The 14,295-nt window shown below is 56.6% G+C and carries 19 protein-coding genes; 10 read left to right on the forward strand and 9 right to left on the reverse strand.

The window, feature by feature from the left end; genetic code table 11:
* Positions 1-56 precede the first annotated feature (56 nt).
* Positions 57-203: a hypothetical protein gene (locus ABLU50_RS21355; protein WP_087833061.1), complete on the reverse strand. Its 147-nt coding sequence runs from the start codon at positions 201-203 to the stop codon at positions 57-59.
* A 15-nt stretch (positions 204-218) separates the two neighbouring features.
* Positions 219-623, reverse strand: coding sequence for a YdeI family stress tolerance OB fold protein (locus tag ABLU50_RS21360; RefSeq protein ID WP_004202632.1), 405 nt, complete (start codon positions 621-623; stop codon positions 219-221).
* A gap of 145 nt (positions 624-768) precedes the next feature.
* On the opposite strand from ABLU50_RS21360, the gene ABLU50_RS21365 reads away from it, so the two are divergent.
* The 3 genes from ABLU50_RS21365 (at position 769) to ABLU50_RS21375 (ending at position 3,409) form a co-directional block, all read left to right on the forward strand.
* Positions 769-1,272, forward strand: a complete 504-nt coding sequence (locus ABLU50_RS21365) for a hypothetical protein (RefSeq protein ID WP_087833060.1) — start codon at positions 769-771, stop codon at positions 1,270-1,272.
* A gap of 8 nt (positions 1,273-1,280) precedes the next feature.
* Positions 1,281-1,727: a YetF domain-containing protein gene (locus ABLU50_RS21370; RefSeq protein ID WP_004202634.1), complete on the forward strand. Its 447-nt coding sequence runs from the start codon at positions 1,281-1,283 to the stop codon at positions 1,725-1,727.
* A gap of 686 nt (positions 1,728-2,413) precedes the next feature.
* Complete coding sequence (locus ABLU50_RS21375; protein ID WP_087833059.1) at positions 2,414-3,409, forward strand: SDR family oxidoreductase; 996 nt, start codon at positions 2,414-2,416, stop codon at positions 3,407-3,409.
* On the opposite strand, the gene ABLU50_RS21380 is transcribed toward ABLU50_RS21375, so the two are convergent.
* The 5 genes from ABLU50_RS21380 to ABLU50_RS21400 all read right to left on the reverse strand — a co-directional run bounded on the left by ABLU50_RS21380 (position 3,406) and on the right by ABLU50_RS21400 (position 6,558).
* The gene (locus ABLU50_RS21380; RefSeq protein WP_087833058.1) at positions 3,406-5,031 is read right to left on the reverse strand and encodes an alpha-amylase family protein; all 1,626 of its coding nucleotides are present in this window, start codon (positions 5,029-5,031) and stop codon (positions 3,406-3,408) included. The genes ABLU50_RS21375 and ABLU50_RS21380 overlap by 4 nt on opposite strands.
* Before the next feature lie 39 nt (positions 5,032-5,070).
* Complete coding sequence (locus ABLU50_RS21385) at positions 5,071-5,244, reverse strand: hypothetical protein (protein ID WP_023318350.1); 174 nt, start codon at positions 5,242-5,244, stop codon at positions 5,071-5,073.
* Positions 5,245-5,260: 16 nt separating this feature from the next.
* Positions 5,261-5,767 (reverse strand): ferritin-like domain-containing protein, encoded by a 507-nt coding sequence (locus ABLU50_RS21390; RefSeq protein WP_032456113.1) that lies wholly within the window; start codon positions 5,765-5,767, stop codon positions 5,261-5,263.
* 23 nt (positions 5,768-5,790) lie between these two features.
* Positions 5,791-6,006, reverse strand: coding sequence for a hypothetical protein (locus tag ABLU50_RS21395; protein ID WP_004202641.1), 216 nt, complete (start codon positions 6,004-6,006; stop codon positions 5,791-5,793).
* A 366-nt stretch (positions 6,007-6,372) separates the two neighbouring features.
* Positions 6,373-6,558, reverse strand: coding sequence for a general stress protein (locus ABLU50_RS21400; protein ID WP_004143718.1), 186 nt, complete (start codon positions 6,556-6,558; stop codon positions 6,373-6,375).
* A 658-nt stretch (positions 6,559-7,216) separates the two neighbouring features.
* Here ABLU50_RS21400 and ABLU50_RS21405 point away from each other — a divergent pair.
* The gene (locus ABLU50_RS21405; protein WP_004202642.1) at positions 7,217-8,131 is read left to right on the forward strand and encodes an SDR family oxidoreductase; all 915 of its coding nucleotides are present in this window, start codon (positions 7,217-7,219) and stop codon (positions 8,129-8,131) included.
* 190 nt (positions 8,132-8,321) lie between these two features.
* Positions 8,322-8,567, forward strand: a complete 246-nt coding sequence (locus ABLU50_RS21410) for a YmjA family protein (RefSeq protein ID WP_004202643.1) — start codon at positions 8,322-8,324, stop codon at positions 8,565-8,567.
* A gap of 67 nt (positions 8,568-8,634) precedes the next feature.
* On the opposite strand, the gene ABLU50_RS21415 is transcribed toward ABLU50_RS21410, so the two are convergent.
* Positions 8,635-9,528 (reverse strand): LysR family transcriptional regulator, encoded by an 894-nt coding sequence (locus tag ABLU50_RS21415; protein ID WP_049116411.1) that lies wholly within the window; start codon positions 9,526-9,528, stop codon positions 8,635-8,637.
* A 114-nt stretch (positions 9,529-9,642) separates the two neighbouring features.
* On the opposite strand from ABLU50_RS21415, the gene ABLU50_RS21420 reads away from it, so the two are divergent.
* Together ABLU50_RS21420 and sra are read left to right on the forward strand one after the other, a co-directional pair.
* Positions 9,643-10,494, forward strand: coding sequence for a Vmh family MBL fold metallo-hydrolase (locus ABLU50_RS21420; RefSeq protein WP_087833057.1), 852 nt, complete (start codon positions 9,643-9,645; stop codon positions 10,492-10,494).
* A 177-nt stretch (positions 10,495-10,671) separates the two neighbouring features.
* On the forward strand, positions 10,672-10,812 hold the full coding sequence (gene sra / locus ABLU50_RS21425; protein WP_004202647.1) for a stationary-phase-induced ribosome-associated protein: 141 nt from the start codon (positions 10,672-10,674) through the stop codon (positions 10,810-10,812).
* Here the strand turns inward: sra and ABLU50_RS21430 are convergent.
* Positions 10,809-10,916 carry a hypothetical protein gene (locus tag ABLU50_RS21430; protein WP_032425875.1) on the reverse strand — a complete coding sequence of 36 codons (108 nt, stop codon included), beginning with the start codon at positions 10,914-10,916 and terminating at the stop codon, positions 10,809-10,811. The genes sra and ABLU50_RS21430 overlap by 4 nt on opposite strands.
* Before the next feature lie 78 nt (positions 10,917-10,994).
* Between ABLU50_RS21430 and ABLU50_RS21435 the strand changes: the two genes are divergently transcribed.
* The 3 genes from ABLU50_RS21435 to ABLU50_RS21445 all read left to right on the forward strand — a co-directional run bounded on the left by ABLU50_RS21435 (position 10,995) and on the right by ABLU50_RS21445 (position 14,270).
* Complete coding sequence (locus ABLU50_RS21435; protein WP_004202648.1) at positions 10,995-12,692, forward strand: NAD-dependent malic enzyme; 1,698 nt, start codon at positions 10,995-10,997, stop codon at positions 12,690-12,692.
* Between the two features lie 183 nt (positions 12,693-12,875).
* Complete coding sequence (locus ABLU50_RS21440) at positions 12,876-13,583, forward strand: glycosyl transferase (RefSeq protein ID WP_087833056.1); 708 nt, start codon at positions 12,876-12,878, stop codon at positions 13,581-13,583.
* Complete coding sequence (locus ABLU50_RS21445) at positions 13,584-14,270, forward strand: hypothetical protein (protein WP_087833055.1); 687 nt, start codon at positions 13,584-13,586, stop codon at positions 14,268-14,270.
* Positions 14,271-14,295: the final 25 nt, after the last annotated feature.

The raw sequence follows: 14,295 nt of genomic DNA on the forward strand, positions 1-14,295 counted from the left end.
TCTATTCTGCGGCCCGCCGCATCAGCGTTCCCAAAAAGTTCCCGTTGCGGATGACGCTAACGGCCATCGTGAGGATGGTAAGGATCGGTTTTGTCATCCTCGCTGTCGTCCCGTTTACGCGGCACTTCGCCATGTTCGTCAGATGCCTCGCGCGCAGGGTGCTTCCCGCGCTCCTCGTCATGCGGGTGGGATGTTGTGCTCATACCGGTAAGCTCCCCTTACTTAGGCGACTGTTTGAGCAGGCGATCGATACGTACTACCGGCGGCGTCATTTTGCGATCAAGGCTGCCGTTAATACTGACCAGATCGTCAGGCTCTACGTGCTGTTCATTAAACGCGGCAACCGGAATAATGGCGGTGATGGTGCCGCTTTTATCGCGAAACTGATAACGGTCATCCCCCTGTCGGGTGAGCAGATTACCGCGCAGTGAAACCGTGGCGCCGTCGTGCATGGTTTTCGCCTGCTCAACGGTCATAATCCGCCCCTCCTCGACGCCGCGATAGCCGTCATCGAGTTTGTGCGGCGGCGGCGGCGCGGCATCCTGGCTAAAACCGCCTTTATCGTCCGCCTGCGCGACGGCGGCGGCAAACAAACAGGCCATGGCCAAGGCTAATTTTTTCATCATGCCTCCTTGTTTTTGCTGATGAACAGATTAAAGCCTGGCTGAGGCTGGCCATTTTTACAAAGTCAATTGTTCTGATATCGTCTAATATAAGAATGTCCTTATCGTTACGCTGATGGCGAAACGAAACGCGGGGAAAATAATAATGATTGAGAATCAACAACCTTGTCACATCGTCGACGAGAATCAACAGGCCCTCCGCTTTGAATATCGCTTCAGGCGCTATGGGATAATTATTCTCAGCCTCATCATTCTTACCGCATTAAGCGGCCTGTGGTCCTCCGGATATTTCAGTGAGGCGCACCGGGAAAGCCCTGAAGGTGAATTACGCGTCGATTACCAGCGTTATGCCAGACTGATGAGTGAAACCGAACTGAATATTCAGATCAAACCCACGCAGGAAAATGACACGACGATCAGTTTCGCCGCCACGTTATTAACCCGTTACCAGGTTGGCGATATCCGCCCGCAGCCGGATAAGATGTACAGTGCCGACGGGAAATTACATCTGGTGTATCAGCGGACAACCAGCCGCTCGCCGCAATCGGTATGGTTATCTATTACCCCCAAAACGACAGGCAATATTTCCCTGCAGGCGGCAGTCAACGATCGCCCTGCCGTCAGCTGGCAACAGTTTGTCTATCCGTAGGAGTCGCGATGGAAATGGTCCTCAGAGCCGCAGCAATCTATCTGATCCTGCTGATTATTTTCAAGATTGCCGGCAGACGAACCCTGATGCAGTTAACCAATTTTGACCTGATACTGCTGCTGATTATCAGTGAAGCGACCCAGCAGGCGATGCTCAGCACAGACTATTCCGTTACCGGTTCGATGCTGACTATCGTCACCCTGGTCAGTATTGATATTTTATTCGGCTATATTAAGAAAAAATTTGCCCAGGCGGAAAATTTTCTGGATGGCACGCCGGTTATCGTAGTGGAAAATGGTGCTGTCATCGATGAGAAAATGAAGCTCGTCAATATTTCTGTCGATGATATCCTGCTGGCGGCCAGGCAGCACCATGGGATTTATGAACTGAAAGCGATCAAATTCGCTATTCTCGAACGTAACGGCCAGATATCCATTATTCCGGAACAGGAATAACACCGGCTTAGCTATTTATCGCGCTCCGGTTGTTTATCCCCCGATTCCGGGGCGCGGGTGGCGTCGTCCTCTTCTTTTTCAACGCTACGCGTGTTTACTGTCAACATTTTTCCTCCTCGCGGGTTATCAAGTATCTTACAGATTATAGAACCTTAACGCCTGCTTATGCAGAAACAGGCCAGAGTCATCAGGATATGTCGCCTGATTCACACTGCGCTTATTCCAGGATATTTCCCACCTCACCGTCGTTATTTATGCTTAATAATGATTCGATCCGTGCAGCTTAAATTTACGATAGCGAAACAATTAATGAGGTCACTATGTCCGTGATGGTTATTACCGGCGGAACCGCCGGGGCAGGAATAACACCGGCTTAGCTATTTATCGCGCTCCGGTTGTTTATCCCCCGATTCCGGGGCGCGGGTGGCGTCGTCCTCTTCTTTTTCAACGCTACGCGTGTTTACTGTCAACATTTTTCCTCCTCGCGGGTTGTCAAGTATCTTACAGATTATAGAACCTTAACGCCTGCTTATGCAGAAACAGGCCAGAGTCATCAGGATATGTCGTCTGATTCACACTGCGCTTATTCCAGGATATTTCCCACCTCACCGTCGTTATTTATGCTTAATAATGATTCGATCCGTGCAGCTTAAATTTACGATAGCGAAACAATTAATGAGGTCACTATGTCCGTGATGGTTATTACCGGCGGAACCGCCGGGGCAGGAAAAGCCACCGCGCTGCGTTTCGCCCGCGCAGGGTATCACGTGGCGCTGATCGCCCGCGATGAAACGGGTCTGCAGGAGACGCAGCAGGCTTGTGAACGTTTCGGCGTCAAAACGCTGGCGATGAGCGCCGATGTCGCCGATGCCGGGGCCGTGCAGCGCGCCGCCGCCGAGGTGGAAGCCACCCTCGGCGCCATCGACGTCTGGATCAATAACGCCATGACCACCGTGCTGGCGCCCTTTCGGCAGATGAGCGACGACGAATTTCGCCGGGTGACGGAGGTGACCTATCTCGGCTATGTCAACGGCACCCGCGCGGCGCTCGAGGTCATGACGCCCCGGGATCGGGGGGTGATTATTCAGGCTGGATCGGCGCTGGCCTGGCGCTCGATCCCCCTGCAGTCGGCCTATTGCGGAGCTAAAGCAGCGATCCGCGGCTTCACCGATGCCGTGCGCACCGAGCTATTGCATGAGAAAAGCCACATCCAGTTGACTATGGTCCAGCTGCCGGGGATGAACACTGCTCAGTTTGGCTGGGCGCGCAACAAAATGGAGCAGGCCATGCAGCCGGTACCGCCGGTCTATCAGCCGGAGGTCGCCGCTGAGGCCATCTACAGCGTGATCCAGCGGCCGGTGAACGAGCTGTGGGTGGGGAAAAGCACCATCCAGTCGATCCTCGGCCAGATCTTCTTCCCCCGTCTGCTTGATCGGCTGATGGTGAAAAAAGCGTGGGAGGGACAGTTTACCGGCCAGCCGAAGCCGGCAGAACATCAGGACGACCTGTTCACGCCAGTGCGCGGCAATCATCCCGGACACGGCCCCTTTAACGATGGCGCGCGGCGTAAAGCGGTGACCATCAGCGCCGATCTTCCGGGTAAAGTGGCTGCCGGCGTCGGTGTGGCGGTGGCGACGATGGCCCTGCGGGCATTGTTCCGCCGACCAGGAAGACGGCGCTAAAGCAGGCTGCGGCTGAACCAGCGGTAACCATAGCCGGAGAGCGCCAGCCGCGCCTTTTCTCCGCCGTATAGCCCGTCCTGGTAGAACTTATCTTCCAGGATCGGGCTCCAGTAACCCTCGGCCAGCGGCGGGAGCTGGACCTCCACCGCCTGCTGGCTGCAGTTCGCCAGCATCAGCACCTCCCGCGATTCGCTGCGATAGCACAAGCCCAGCACCGCGGCTGGCTTCACCGTAATAAGGGTAAAAGGGATGGATCCCGGTTCAGTATATTCCGTGCGCGCCAGCACCATATTGCGTACCCGATGCAGTAGCGACCGGGGGTGGCGCAACGCCGCTTCGACATTGATCCGCTGGTAGCGAAACCGTCCACTGGCCACCGGTTTCACCGGCAAATCATCCGGCGCCGCCCGGGAAAAGCCGCCGTTGGGCGCGCCCGACCACTGCATCGGCGTTCGGACCGCGTAGCGCTCCGGTAAGCGCAGATCGTCGCCCATACCAATCTCGTCGCCATAGCGCATCACCGGCACGCCAGGCAGCGCGAGCAGGATGGCATGGGCCAGCGCGATGCGTCGGGTATCGCCATCCAGCATCGGCGCCAGCCGCCGGCGCACGCCGCGCTGGTAAACGGACATCGATTTATCAGGGGCAAAGGTGCGGATAACCTGGCGTTTGTTGCGTTCGCCAATCCCCTCAAGGTCCAGTTCATCATGGTTACGCAGCCAGTTGACGAAGCAGCATCCGCCCGGCGGGGCCACCATCGCCTGCAGGGCTTTCACTACCGGGGCGGCGCGCTGCTGCGCCAGGCTGACATAGAGATATTTATTAAGCCAAAAATTGAGCACCATCTGCAGCCGATCGCCGCGGCCGAAATAATGGCGATAATCTTCCACTTCCACATCCACTTCACCCAACAGTATCGCGTCGGGATTGAGGCGCTGCACGACCTGCCGGAGATGCGTCAACAGCGGGTAGCCCCGCGCCTCTTCGCCCTTCCCGGCCTGCTTCACCAGATGTGACGCCGCGTCGAGGCGAAATCCTGACACCCCGGCCTGCAGCCAGAAGGTGATGATGTTTTCAATTTCAGCGATCACCGGCGGATGAGCGAGATTCAGGTCGGGCTCATGGCGATAAAACATATGGCGATAGTATTGTCCGGCCTGGTCGTCCCAGCTCCAGACGCTCTCCTCAACGCCGGGAAACATGGGAGGATCGTCGTTCTCCGGCAGCCGATCGGCCCAAAGATAGTATGGCCGCCACGGCGACCGGGGATCGCGTCGCGCCGCCTGAAACCACGGGTGCTGGGCAGAAGTGTGCTGGATAACCAGCTCAACAATCACCCGCAGCCCCAGCTCCCGGGCGCGGGCAATCAGCTCAATCACGTCGGCGATGGTCCCGAAACGGGGATCGGGCTGCAAATGGTCGCTGATATCATAGCCATCATCCTGCAGTGGGGTAAGATAGAAAGGGGTCAGCCAGAGCACCGTCGCCCCCAGGCTACGAATGTAGTGCAGCTTTTGGCGTATACCGGCAAGATCGCCAAACCCATCGCCGTTGGCGTCGTAAAACAGAGCACTGTCAACCTGATAGATGACCGCTCTGTGAAACCACTCTTCCTGTTGCATCACTATCACCTTGCGTTCTGCCCGCCACTGTCAGCGTCCTCAGCGCGCCCTGCTGGTTTTCGTGCGCGTTTTGTCGACTGGCGATACGGGGCCGTGCTCTGCAGGTGGCACCCTGTTCGCCACCGCGTCCACCAGCGCCTGCTGCCTGGCGGTTAATTTCAGCGGAACCGCTTTGTCTGTGGCGAGGATCGCGATGGTGTGGCGCTTAACCATGATTGACTCCGGCGGCTTATTGTCCGGCCTCAACGCCGGGCAGAGAGTTATGCATCAGATATTGTCCGGTCAGCGCCGGCAGATGATGCAGCAGCCAGTCAGCCATCCCTCTCTCTTCGGCAAGGATCCCTTCCAGAGTCGGCATCGCGCTATGGTCCCCCACGCGCTTCGCCGCCGTTAATAAAGCGGTATAGCAGGCGACCTCAAAATGGGCAAAAACGTAGGCGGTGATAATGAGTTTAATGAGCTCATCGCCGGGTAGCATGATGCCGATAGTCTGGCCCAGGGCTGCGACCCGGCTCATCGCATCCTTCAGCGCCGAGCGGGAAATATGGTTGCGGGCGATAAGGTCCTGCAGAGCAGACAGTTGCCGACGAGTTTCATAAAGATGTTGTTCAAGGCGGGTTCGCAGTTGCGGTTCATTATCGAGGCGTCTGATGGTGGCCATAAGCAGTGACTCGGCCTGTTTTTCCATGGCATGGGCATCGCGAAGCCAGTTGTGGTAATTTTCACTATCCGTCATATACACCTCTGATCGTTAATTATTTATTTTGACGGGGAATCTTCATTCTCTTCCGCCGCCTGGTCAGCTCGCGCTGCGCTATATCCGGATAAATGTCCAACAATATTGGCATAAATACTGATGAGAATGACCCACAGGACGCTGTCTTTCCACCAGATTAACGAGGGTATCGCCAGGCCCACCCACATAACGGCGGCCACAAGATGACAGCGCTTAATAAATACCGGCGTCAGTTTCATTTTATTACCTTAGATCTGAACAATATTTAGCAAGCGGATGTGTTGCTACCCGCCCCTGGCGTCCGACGATTGACACCAGGCTTAAAATAGCTTACTTTTGCACAGCGATAAAAAGCAGTACTGTTACGTATTGCTCCGAACCGTTATTTACTCACTCTTAGCGCTTCGCCGGCACAATGCCGTTGCGGTAATCAGTATTTAATTGTTAAGATGGCTGTAATTGAATTATCCTGCACCTCTTTTCCCGTCGCGGAGAATAGACAATAGCTGAGGGAAGCGTTTGCAAATAAACAGAAACCTGCGGACCCACAGGCCCACAGGTTTCTTTCCCGACACCGTCATAACGGCGTCACAGGTCATCAGTCATCAGCTGTCGCCGGATTTACGGCCGCCGCCATGGCTGTTCTTACCACCCTTTTTACCGGCTTCGGATGCACGCTCAGGATCATTTTTGAAGTTCCCGCCGCTGTGCTGCCCGCCTTTACGCCCGGCTTCGGATGCTTTTTCACGATCTTCTGCAAAATTACCTGAACCGCCTCTATGCTCTGCCATAATTTTCACCTTTGGTTTGATCAATATCGGTTGGTAAATGGAAAATGACCCTGTTACAAATCATCGCCCTCGATACCTAACACTAGAGGAATACCCGCAGGAGTCAAATTAATTTTGGCCATCACCCAGCGCATCGACAAAATAAATTAACCACAACGAAGCGGTAATAAAAATTAATTTTTACGCAACTCCCTTATTCGCTTTGGGTTATGTGTACCTTGTGAACTGTACTGCGGACATTGGTTCACGTTTGTAAACTAATGAAAATAATCTGATGAATAAATGTTTCTACTAATCCCGGACTGCCACCCTTCCAAAAATTAACACCAAAGAGGTATGCCATTATTATCCATGCGTAGCGGATTACCCTATTATTCCCCTTTTCACGTCGTCTCCCTCTCCACCTTTAAAAAACCTCCGCCGCGCAGCAAATAAAATAGCCAGCCTGCATTAAGTCATGATGGAATAATCCTAATTTATCCCCGGCAATGATAACGCAGCGCTATTTGCTTAAATACGCCGGGGATCAGACGGTTAAGGAATAACAATGCGTCTGTTCGCGGCCATTCACTGGCCCTGGGTGAGTCATCCGGGGTCTGGCGACGGGGGAACCTGACCTATCCTTACAGCTGGCCCGTTCTGTCTGAAGGAGATGACTATGCAAGATGAAAAACCGCCCATGAAGAAATTACCCACCTCCATGTTGCCAGAAGAGACGGCTCCACGTCCGGAGTTCCCGGAGCAAGAACAGAACCCGCCGGGTCTGGATGCGGAGATGGAGCCGTCACCGGACCATGGGGAAACCAGCTACACCGGCACCGGGCGGCTGGCCGGTAAGAAAGCGCTAATTACCGGCGGCGACTCCGGCATTGGCCGCGCGGTGGCGATCGCCTTTGCCCGCGAAGGGGCCGATGTCGCCATAAGCTATCTGCCGGAGGAGCAAGAGGACGCCGATGAAGTCATCGCTCTGATCAAAGCCGAAGGCCGCACCGCGGTGGCCCTGCCGGGGGATATTCGCTCCGAGTCCTTCTGTCAGTCGCTGGTGGCCGACGCGGTGCAACAGCTGGGTGGCCTGAGCATCCTGGTCAATAACGCCGGACGTCAGCAATATTGTGAGACCCTTGAGGAGCTGACCACCGAAGACTTTGACGCCACCTTTAAGACCAATGTCTACGCGCCGTTCTGGATCACCCGCGCCGCACTGCCCCATCTCCAGGCCGGGAGCGCAATCATCAACACCACCTCGGTGCAGGCCTATAAACCCAGTCCGATCCTCCTCGATTACGCCCAGACCAAAGCCTGCCTGGCGATCTTCACCAAATCGCTGGCCAAACAGGTGGCAAAACGCGGCATTCGCGTTAACGCCGTAGCCCCCGGCCCTTACTGGACGGTGCTGCAGTCCAGTGGCGGTCAGCCGGACGAGAAAGTGAAACAGTTCGGCAAAGACACGCCGATGGGGCGTCCGGGGCAGCCGGTCGAGATCGCCCCGCTATACGTCACCCTGGCATCCGATGCCTGCTCATATACCTCCGGCCAGGTGTGGTGCTCTGACGGTGGAGACGGGGTAGTCTAAGCCTCCTGGCAGACCGGCGTGCGGCATCGCGCGCCGGTTTTACCCTCCGTCCCCCGGGGAGCGATATCTGCCCTCTCACCTCGCCGCCGCGGCGATTTTTCCTCTGCTGCAGCCGATCGGCTGCGTGCTATGATACCCGCCCGCCGCTGTGCGCTAACCCCGGCCCTGACGCCAATCCTGAGGACGACAGATGAGTAACGACATCCCCCTGAAATTTTATGACATCGTGGACGAATACGAGACCGAAGCGGCTGCCCCGGTTAAGGATGAGGAACGCGATGCGCTGGCGCGCTATTTTCAGCTGCTGATTGCGCGATTAACCAACAACGAAGAGATCGATGAAGAAGCGCAGCAGGAGATGGCCCGCGAGGCGGCCATTGACGAACGCCGTATTGACGATATCGCCAACTTCCTGAATCAGTGGGGCAATGAGTAAGACTCATCCCCGGCTTTCCGGCAGGGCAACCGCCCGCCGGCGCTGCCGCTGAAGGCGACGCCGTTGCTCAGGCATCGGCGAGCGTTTTCCCCAGACGTCGCTGCAGCGCATCCAGAAACAGCGGCAGCCCATCGGGCTGATAGTCGCGGGAAAGATAGATGCCGTAAACGCTCAGCGCCTTCGGCGTCCAGTCAGGAAGCACCACCTCCAGCGCGCCGCTGGCAATCGCGCTCCGCGCCTCCAGTTCGGGGAGCATCGCGATGCCGCACCCCGCGACCGCCGCCTCCAGCAGTAAGGAAGAGATCCCCGCGCTCAGATTACCGTTCACTGCCACCGACGCCTCCTGACCCTGTGCATCGCTGAATTGCCAGCGCTGGCCGGCAAAATGACTGTATAACAGGCAGTTATGCTGTTGCAGATCGTCAAGGGTCGTCAGCGGACCATGCTGGCGGAGCCAGCGCGGCGCAGCGCAGAGTAGCGACCGGCACACGCCGAGGCGGCGAGCGATAGCCCCCGCCTCCGGATTATCGGTAATGCGAATAGCCACGTCGATGCGCTCGCCGATCAGGCTGACCGGATGGTTATTGATATCCAGCTCCAGACGCAACAGCGGATAACGGGCAAGAAAATCCGGCAGCAGCGGGGAGATCAGCTGCATCGCGGTAAAATGCGCGCACGCCACCCGCAGCGTGCCGCTGGGGTCGGCACGCTGGCGTTCGCCGGCGATTTCATCGGCGATCCGCGTCAGGCCGCGGGTCTTGAGCAATACCTTCTCCCCGGCCGGGGTCAGTGTCAGCCGCCGGGTTGAGCGATGGATCAGCCGGGCGCCGGCCCAGCTCTCCATCTGTTCCAGATAGCGGCTGACCATCGGGCGCGACATCCCCAGCGCGCGCGCCGCGGCGCTGAGGCTTCCCAGTTCGCAAATTCGCAGATACACCTGCGCCGCAATTACCCTGTCCATCACGCCCCCTTTATCTGCACGATTTATGAAACTCAGCATCTCTTATTTCAGGAATTCTATCAAATGGCGAAATCCGTACAATGCTACGCATTCCCCTGTCATTGAGAATGAATCATGAAATTATCTGCTCTTGCTATTGCCACCGCCCTGTTCAGCGGCGCGGTCTTCGCGGCGCCGCTGACGCTGCAGACTTACAACCCTCAGGAGAAAGGTCTTTTTGCCGTCAACTCCACCCTCGTTTCCGGCCCGCATGAAGCGGTGCTGTTTGACGCCCAGTTCAGCGTCAAAGACGGCGAAAAGCTGGTAGACATGATCAAGAAAAACGGCAAACCGCTGTCGCGGATTGTGATCACCTCCGGCGATCCTGACTTCTATTTTGGCCTTGAGCCGCTGGTGAAAGCCTTCCCGCAGGCGGAAGTGGTCGCCACGCCGGAAGTGGTTAAACATATTGAAGCCACCAAAGCGGCAAAGCTGGCGTACTGGGGACCACAGATGAAAGACGGCGCGCCGACGCAGGTATACGTCCCGCAGGCGCTGAAAGCCAACAGCTTTACCATCGATGGCGAAAAAGTGACGATTATGCAGCCCCATGACTACGCGGCGTTCGTTTGGATCCGTGCGAACAAAACGATCCTCGGCGGCACCGGCGTGGCCTGGGGCATGCATCTCTGGACCGCCGACACCCAGACGCCGGCCAGTCGACAGCAGTGGCGCACTACGCTGGACCAGATGATTGCTCTGCACCCGCAGCAGGTGATCCCGGGACATTACCTCGGCACGCCGCCGGAGGGTGACAGCGCGGTGCGCTTTACCAAAACCTACCTCCAGCAGTTTGAGCAAGCGCTGCAGACACATAAGGATTCCGTCGGGGTGATCAAGGCAATGGAGACACAGTGGCCAGGGCTGGCGGAAACCAGCTCGCTGGAGCTCAGCGCCAAAGTTAATACCGGCGAGATGAAGTGGTAACGCCGGCGCTGCGCGAGGGAGACTGTTCTTAATCTGGCGCACTGAGGTTGCTATTGCCCTGAAAATGGACCACCCTACCTGTGGCCGCATAAAAAACGTGCGGCCAACTTTGGGTTACATTTCATCCGGTCACCACCGGGTTTGCCCTTGAAACCAGAACAGGATAAAGGAGTCAGAATGAAATCGAACCATCAGGCACGTCATCTTCTCGGTCTGAACTACAAGCTTTCCCAGCAGAAAAAAGTGGTGCTGGAAGGCGATGAAGCAACCACCCTCAACCATATCCATGCTACCGGCCGCAAACGCCGCGGTGGTTAATTTTCAGCCTGAGTGATGATAAACAACACCGTCCTGTTGCCAGGATGGTGTTTTTTTATGGCAATTGACGGCTTGTTTACCCGCTTGAAGACCTTCTGCTCTATACTCTGCCCGCTGCTTTTCCACCCGCCCTTCGCTTATCGCCGCGCCGGGACTGTGGACACGATCAAGGAGTTAGTGCGATGCAATTTACCCATAAGAAAAACCGTTCCCTGTACATCCCCTACGCGGGTCCCGTTCTGCTTGAATTCCCCCTGCTCAACAAGGGCAGCGCCTTCAGTATGGAAGAGCGCAGCAGTTTCAACCTTCTTGGCCTGCTGCCGGAAGTGGTTGAAACCATCGAAGAGCAAGCGGAACGCGCCTGGATCCAGTATCAGGGATTCAAAACAGAAATCGACAAACACATTTACCTGCGTAACATCCAGGACACCAACGAGACCCTTTTCTATCGCCTGATTGGCAACCATCTCGAAGAGATGATGCCGGTTATTTATACCCCGACGGTAGGCGCCGCCTGCGAACGTTTCTCCGAGATTTACCGTCGCGCCCGCGGCGTCTTTATCTCCTACCAGAATCGCCATAATCTTGACGACATTCTGCAGAACGTCCCGAACCATAACGTCAAAGTGATTGTGGTGACCGATGGCGAGCGTATCCTCGGCCTCGGCGACCAGGGCATCGGCGGGATGGGGATCCCGATCGGCAAACTGTCGCTGTACACCACCTGCGGCGGCATCAGTCCGGCTTACACCCTGCCCATCGTGCTGGACGTCGGGACAAACAACCAGCAGTTGCTGGACGATCCGCTGTATATGGGCTGGCGCCACCCGCGTATTACCGATGACGAGTACTACCAGTTCGTTGACGACGTGATCCAGGCGATTAAGGCCCGCTGGCCGGACGTGCTGCTGCAGTTTGAAGACTTTGCGCAGAAGAACGCCATGCCGCTGCTCAACCGCTATCGCAATGAGATCTGCTCCTTTAACGACGATATCCAGGGTACCGCGGCGGTGACCGTCGGGACGCTGATCGCCGCCAGCCGCGGCGCCGGCAGTCAGCTGAGCGAACAGAAAATTGTCTTCCTCGGGGCGGGCTCCGCCGGCTGCGGCATCGCCGAGCAAATTATCGCCCAGATCGTCCGCGAAGGACTCAGTGAAGAAGAGGCCCGCCAGCGCGTGTTCATGGTTGACCGCTTTGGCCTGTTAACCGACGGCATGCCTAATCTGCTGCCGTTCCAGAACAAGCTGGTGCAGAAACGTGAACATCTGCAGGGCTGGGATACCACTAACGATGTACTTTCCCTGCTCGACGTGGTGCGCAACGTGAAACCGAACATCCTGATCGGCGTTTCCGGTCAGCCGGGGCTGTTCACGGAAGAGATTATCCGCGAGATGCACAAGCATTGCCCGCGGCCAATCGTGATGCCGCTCTCCAACCCAACGTCACGGGTGGAAGCCACGCCGCAGAATATCCTGAGCTGGACCGACGGCGAGGCGCTGGTCGCCACCGGCAGTCCGTTTGCCCCGGTTACCGTCAAAGGCAAACAGTACCCCATCGCCCAGTGCAACAACTCCTATATCTTCCCGGGCATTGGTCTGGGGGTGATCGCCTCCGGCGCGTCGCGGGTCACCGACGAGATGCTGATGGCCGCCAGCGAAACCCTGGCGAAACACTCGCCGCTGGTGAACAACGGTGAAGGTCCGGTGCTGCCGGAGCTGAAGGATATCCAGACCGTCTCGCGGGCGATCGCCTTCGCGGTCGGTAAGGTGGCTCAGGAGCAGGGCGTGGCGGTGAAAACCTCCGCAGAAGCGCTGCTGCAGTCCATCAGCGATAATTTCTGGCTGCCGGAATATCGTAATTACCGCCGCACCTCAATTTAATCGCGCTCACCGGGCCGAACGATCGGCCCGGTTATTAATAGCGTCCGGATAATATTTCCCGCCACAGAAACGCCTTTTCCGCCCATATTCATTTATCGTAAAAATAGAAAACGGATAGCATTTGCCGCGCGCCCTCCGCTGTGCAAAATAGTTGTTTCTCACCCCCTCACAACGGAATGTGAAATGCAAAAATTTACCCCTGACGCGAATAAAGCGAATGCTATTCTGATCCGGATTGTCTTACTCCTCACGGGTGGTATCGCCATCATCGCCGGCCTGTGCCTCTCTGGCGGCGATATGTGGATGCTCACCCCGCGCGCTGAGCAGTATCAGCCCGCCACCGGCGATCTGGTAGATATCGTCATCTATACGCCGAGTAAATTCTTCTTCGCCCTGCTCTACGTGTTGTTTCTGACTCTGGTCTGGCTGTTGGCGGTGCGTAATATTCCCTGGCGGCCGATACAGCATCCGCTATTCCCGCTGATGGTACTGATTACCGCCGGGACCTTTATTTTCCTCCATCCGGAGGTCACCCCCGGACGGGATGCCAGTATTCAGTACGGGAAACACAACGTTTATTACACTGCTATTTTCTGGATGAAGACAAATTCTAACCAACGTATCACTCAGCCCTCTAAATATGAGATTTTTGTTGAAGCGAAAGATCCCCGCTGGCCTATCGACAGAAACAATCTTCGCCGCGCCTGGCGCTGTGAAGTGCAGCGGCATACCCAGTTTTACACCCTGTCATTCAATGAGGGCTGGTTTCCGGACCGCGATCCGCAGGTCATGGCTCGCCAGTGCGCTCCGGTAAACGATCTGAACGCGCTCAGCGACACGGCAATCATGATTGCCCGCCCGATCGCCCCTCTCCCTGGTGAGGTAGCCTAAATGAGCCAGCAAAAAATCGTTCTGCAACCGCTATTACGGGTCTGGCTGGGGCTGTTTAGCGGGCTGCTGCTGGTGAGCGCCATTAGCGCCTTTCACGGCGAGTACTGGTATTTCGGCGATAAGCAGGCGCTTTACGCGGCAAAAGCCGGCGAGGTGTCGGTGCATGAACTCTACACGCCGGCGAAAATCCTCTTCGCTGTTATCGTCAGCCTGATCCCGCCGCTGCTCTGGCTGCTGCTGGTTAACCGTCGGGCGCCGCGGCTGCTGACCCACACTCTCCCACCGGTGTTACTGCTGCTGGCGGGGCTGATGTTCCTCTTCCTGAAGCCCGACCTTATTCCCGGCGGGGAGTCCACCGTCTATCGCTACGGCGAGCGGGAGCGCTACTACCAGACGGTCCGCTGGCAGAAACCGGAGCCGGGCGCGTGGCGGGGTACCCGCTCTGAGTACAAAGTGTATATCGAATATCGCGATCCCAAGGGATATCGCAAAGCCGACAATATTAAAAACGCCTATACCTGTGAAACCCACCGGGAGTCTCGCTTTTTTACCTTAACGACCGAAGAGGATTGGTATCCGGATGAGTATCCGAATATTCTCGAGGCTCCCTGCCAGGCGATAAAGGATCCCCAGGCGATGACGGAATATACCCGCGACCACGCCCGCTGGTTTCCCATCATGTTCTAGCAAACACATAAGTCCTCTGCGCCAA

The sequence above is a fragment of the Klebsiella sp. GG_Kp173 genome, from assembly GCF_040062415.1.
In the GTDB taxonomy this organism is placed as follows: Bacteria; Pseudomonadota; Gammaproteobacteria; order Enterobacterales; family Enterobacteriaceae; genus Klebsiella; species Klebsiella quasipneumoniae.

Bases quoted from the DNA above. Each gene is read 5' to 3' on its own strand.
- ABLU50_RS21380 (WP_087833058.1), bottom strand. From the start codon at position 5,031: ATGCAACAGGAAGAGTGGTTTCACAGAGCGGTCATCTATCAGGTTGAC.
- ABLU50_RS21440 (WP_087833056.1), top strand. From the start codon at position 12,876: ATGCAAAAATTTACCCCTGACGCGAATAAAGCGAATGCTATTCTGATC.
- ABLU50_RS21390 (WP_032456113.1), bottom strand. From the start codon at position 5,767: ATGACGGATAGTGAAAATTACCACAACTGGCTTCGCGATGCCCATGCC.
- ABLU50_RS21420 (WP_087833057.1), top strand. From the start codon at position 9,643: ATGAAATTATCTGCTCTTGCTATTGCCACCGCCCTGTTCAGCGGCGCG.
- ABLU50_RS21445 (WP_087833055.1), top strand. From the start codon at position 13,584: ATGAGCCAGCAAAAAATCGTTCTGCAACCGCTATTACGGGTCTGGCTG.
- ABLU50_RS21435 (WP_004202648.1), top strand. From the start codon at position 10,995: ATGCAATTTACCCATAAGAAAAACCGTTCCCTGTACATCCCCTACGCG.
- ABLU50_RS21385 (WP_023318350.1), bottom strand. From the start codon at position 5,244: ATGGTTAAGCGCCACACCATCGCGATCCTCGCCACAGACAAAGCGGTT.
- ABLU50_RS21355 (WP_087833061.1), bottom strand. From the start codon at position 203: ATGAGCACAACATCCCACCCGCATGACGAGGAGCGCGGGAAGCACCCT.
- ABLU50_RS21365 (WP_087833060.1), top strand. From the start codon at position 769: ATGATTGAGAATCAACAACCTTGTCACATCGTCGACGAGAATCAACAG.
- ABLU50_RS21405 (WP_004202642.1), top strand. From the start codon at position 7,217: ATGCAAGATGAAAAACCGCCCATGAAGAAATTACCCACCTCCATGTTG.
- ABLU50_RS21415 (WP_049116411.1), bottom strand. From the start codon at position 9,528: ATGGACAGGGTAATTGCGGCGCAGGTGTATCTGCGAATTTGCGAACTG.
- ABLU50_RS21400 (WP_004143718.1), bottom strand. From the start codon at position 6,558: ATGGCAGAGCATAGAGGCGGTTCAGGTAATTTTGCAGAAGATCGTGAA.
- ABLU50_RS21395 (WP_004202641.1), bottom strand. From the start codon at position 6,006: ATGAAACTGACGCCGGTATTTATTAAGCGCTGTCATCTTGTGGCCGCC.
- ABLU50_RS21375 (WP_087833059.1), top strand. From the start codon at position 2,414: ATGTCCGTGATGGTTATTACCGGCGGAACCGCCGGGGCAGGAAAAGCC.
- ABLU50_RS21370 (WP_004202634.1), top strand. From the start codon at position 1,281: ATGGAAATGGTCCTCAGAGCCGCAGCAATCTATCTGATCCTGCTGATT.
- sra (WP_004202647.1), top strand. From the start codon at position 10,672: ATGAAATCGAACCATCAGGCACGTCATCTTCTCGGTCTGAACTACAAG.
- ABLU50_RS21410 (WP_004202643.1), top strand. From the start codon at position 8,322: ATGAGTAACGACATCCCCCTGAAATTTTATGACATCGTGGACGAATAC.
- ABLU50_RS21360 (WP_004202632.1), bottom strand. From the start codon at position 623: ATGAAAAAATTAGCCTTGGCCATGGCCTGTTTGTTTGCCGCCGCCGTC.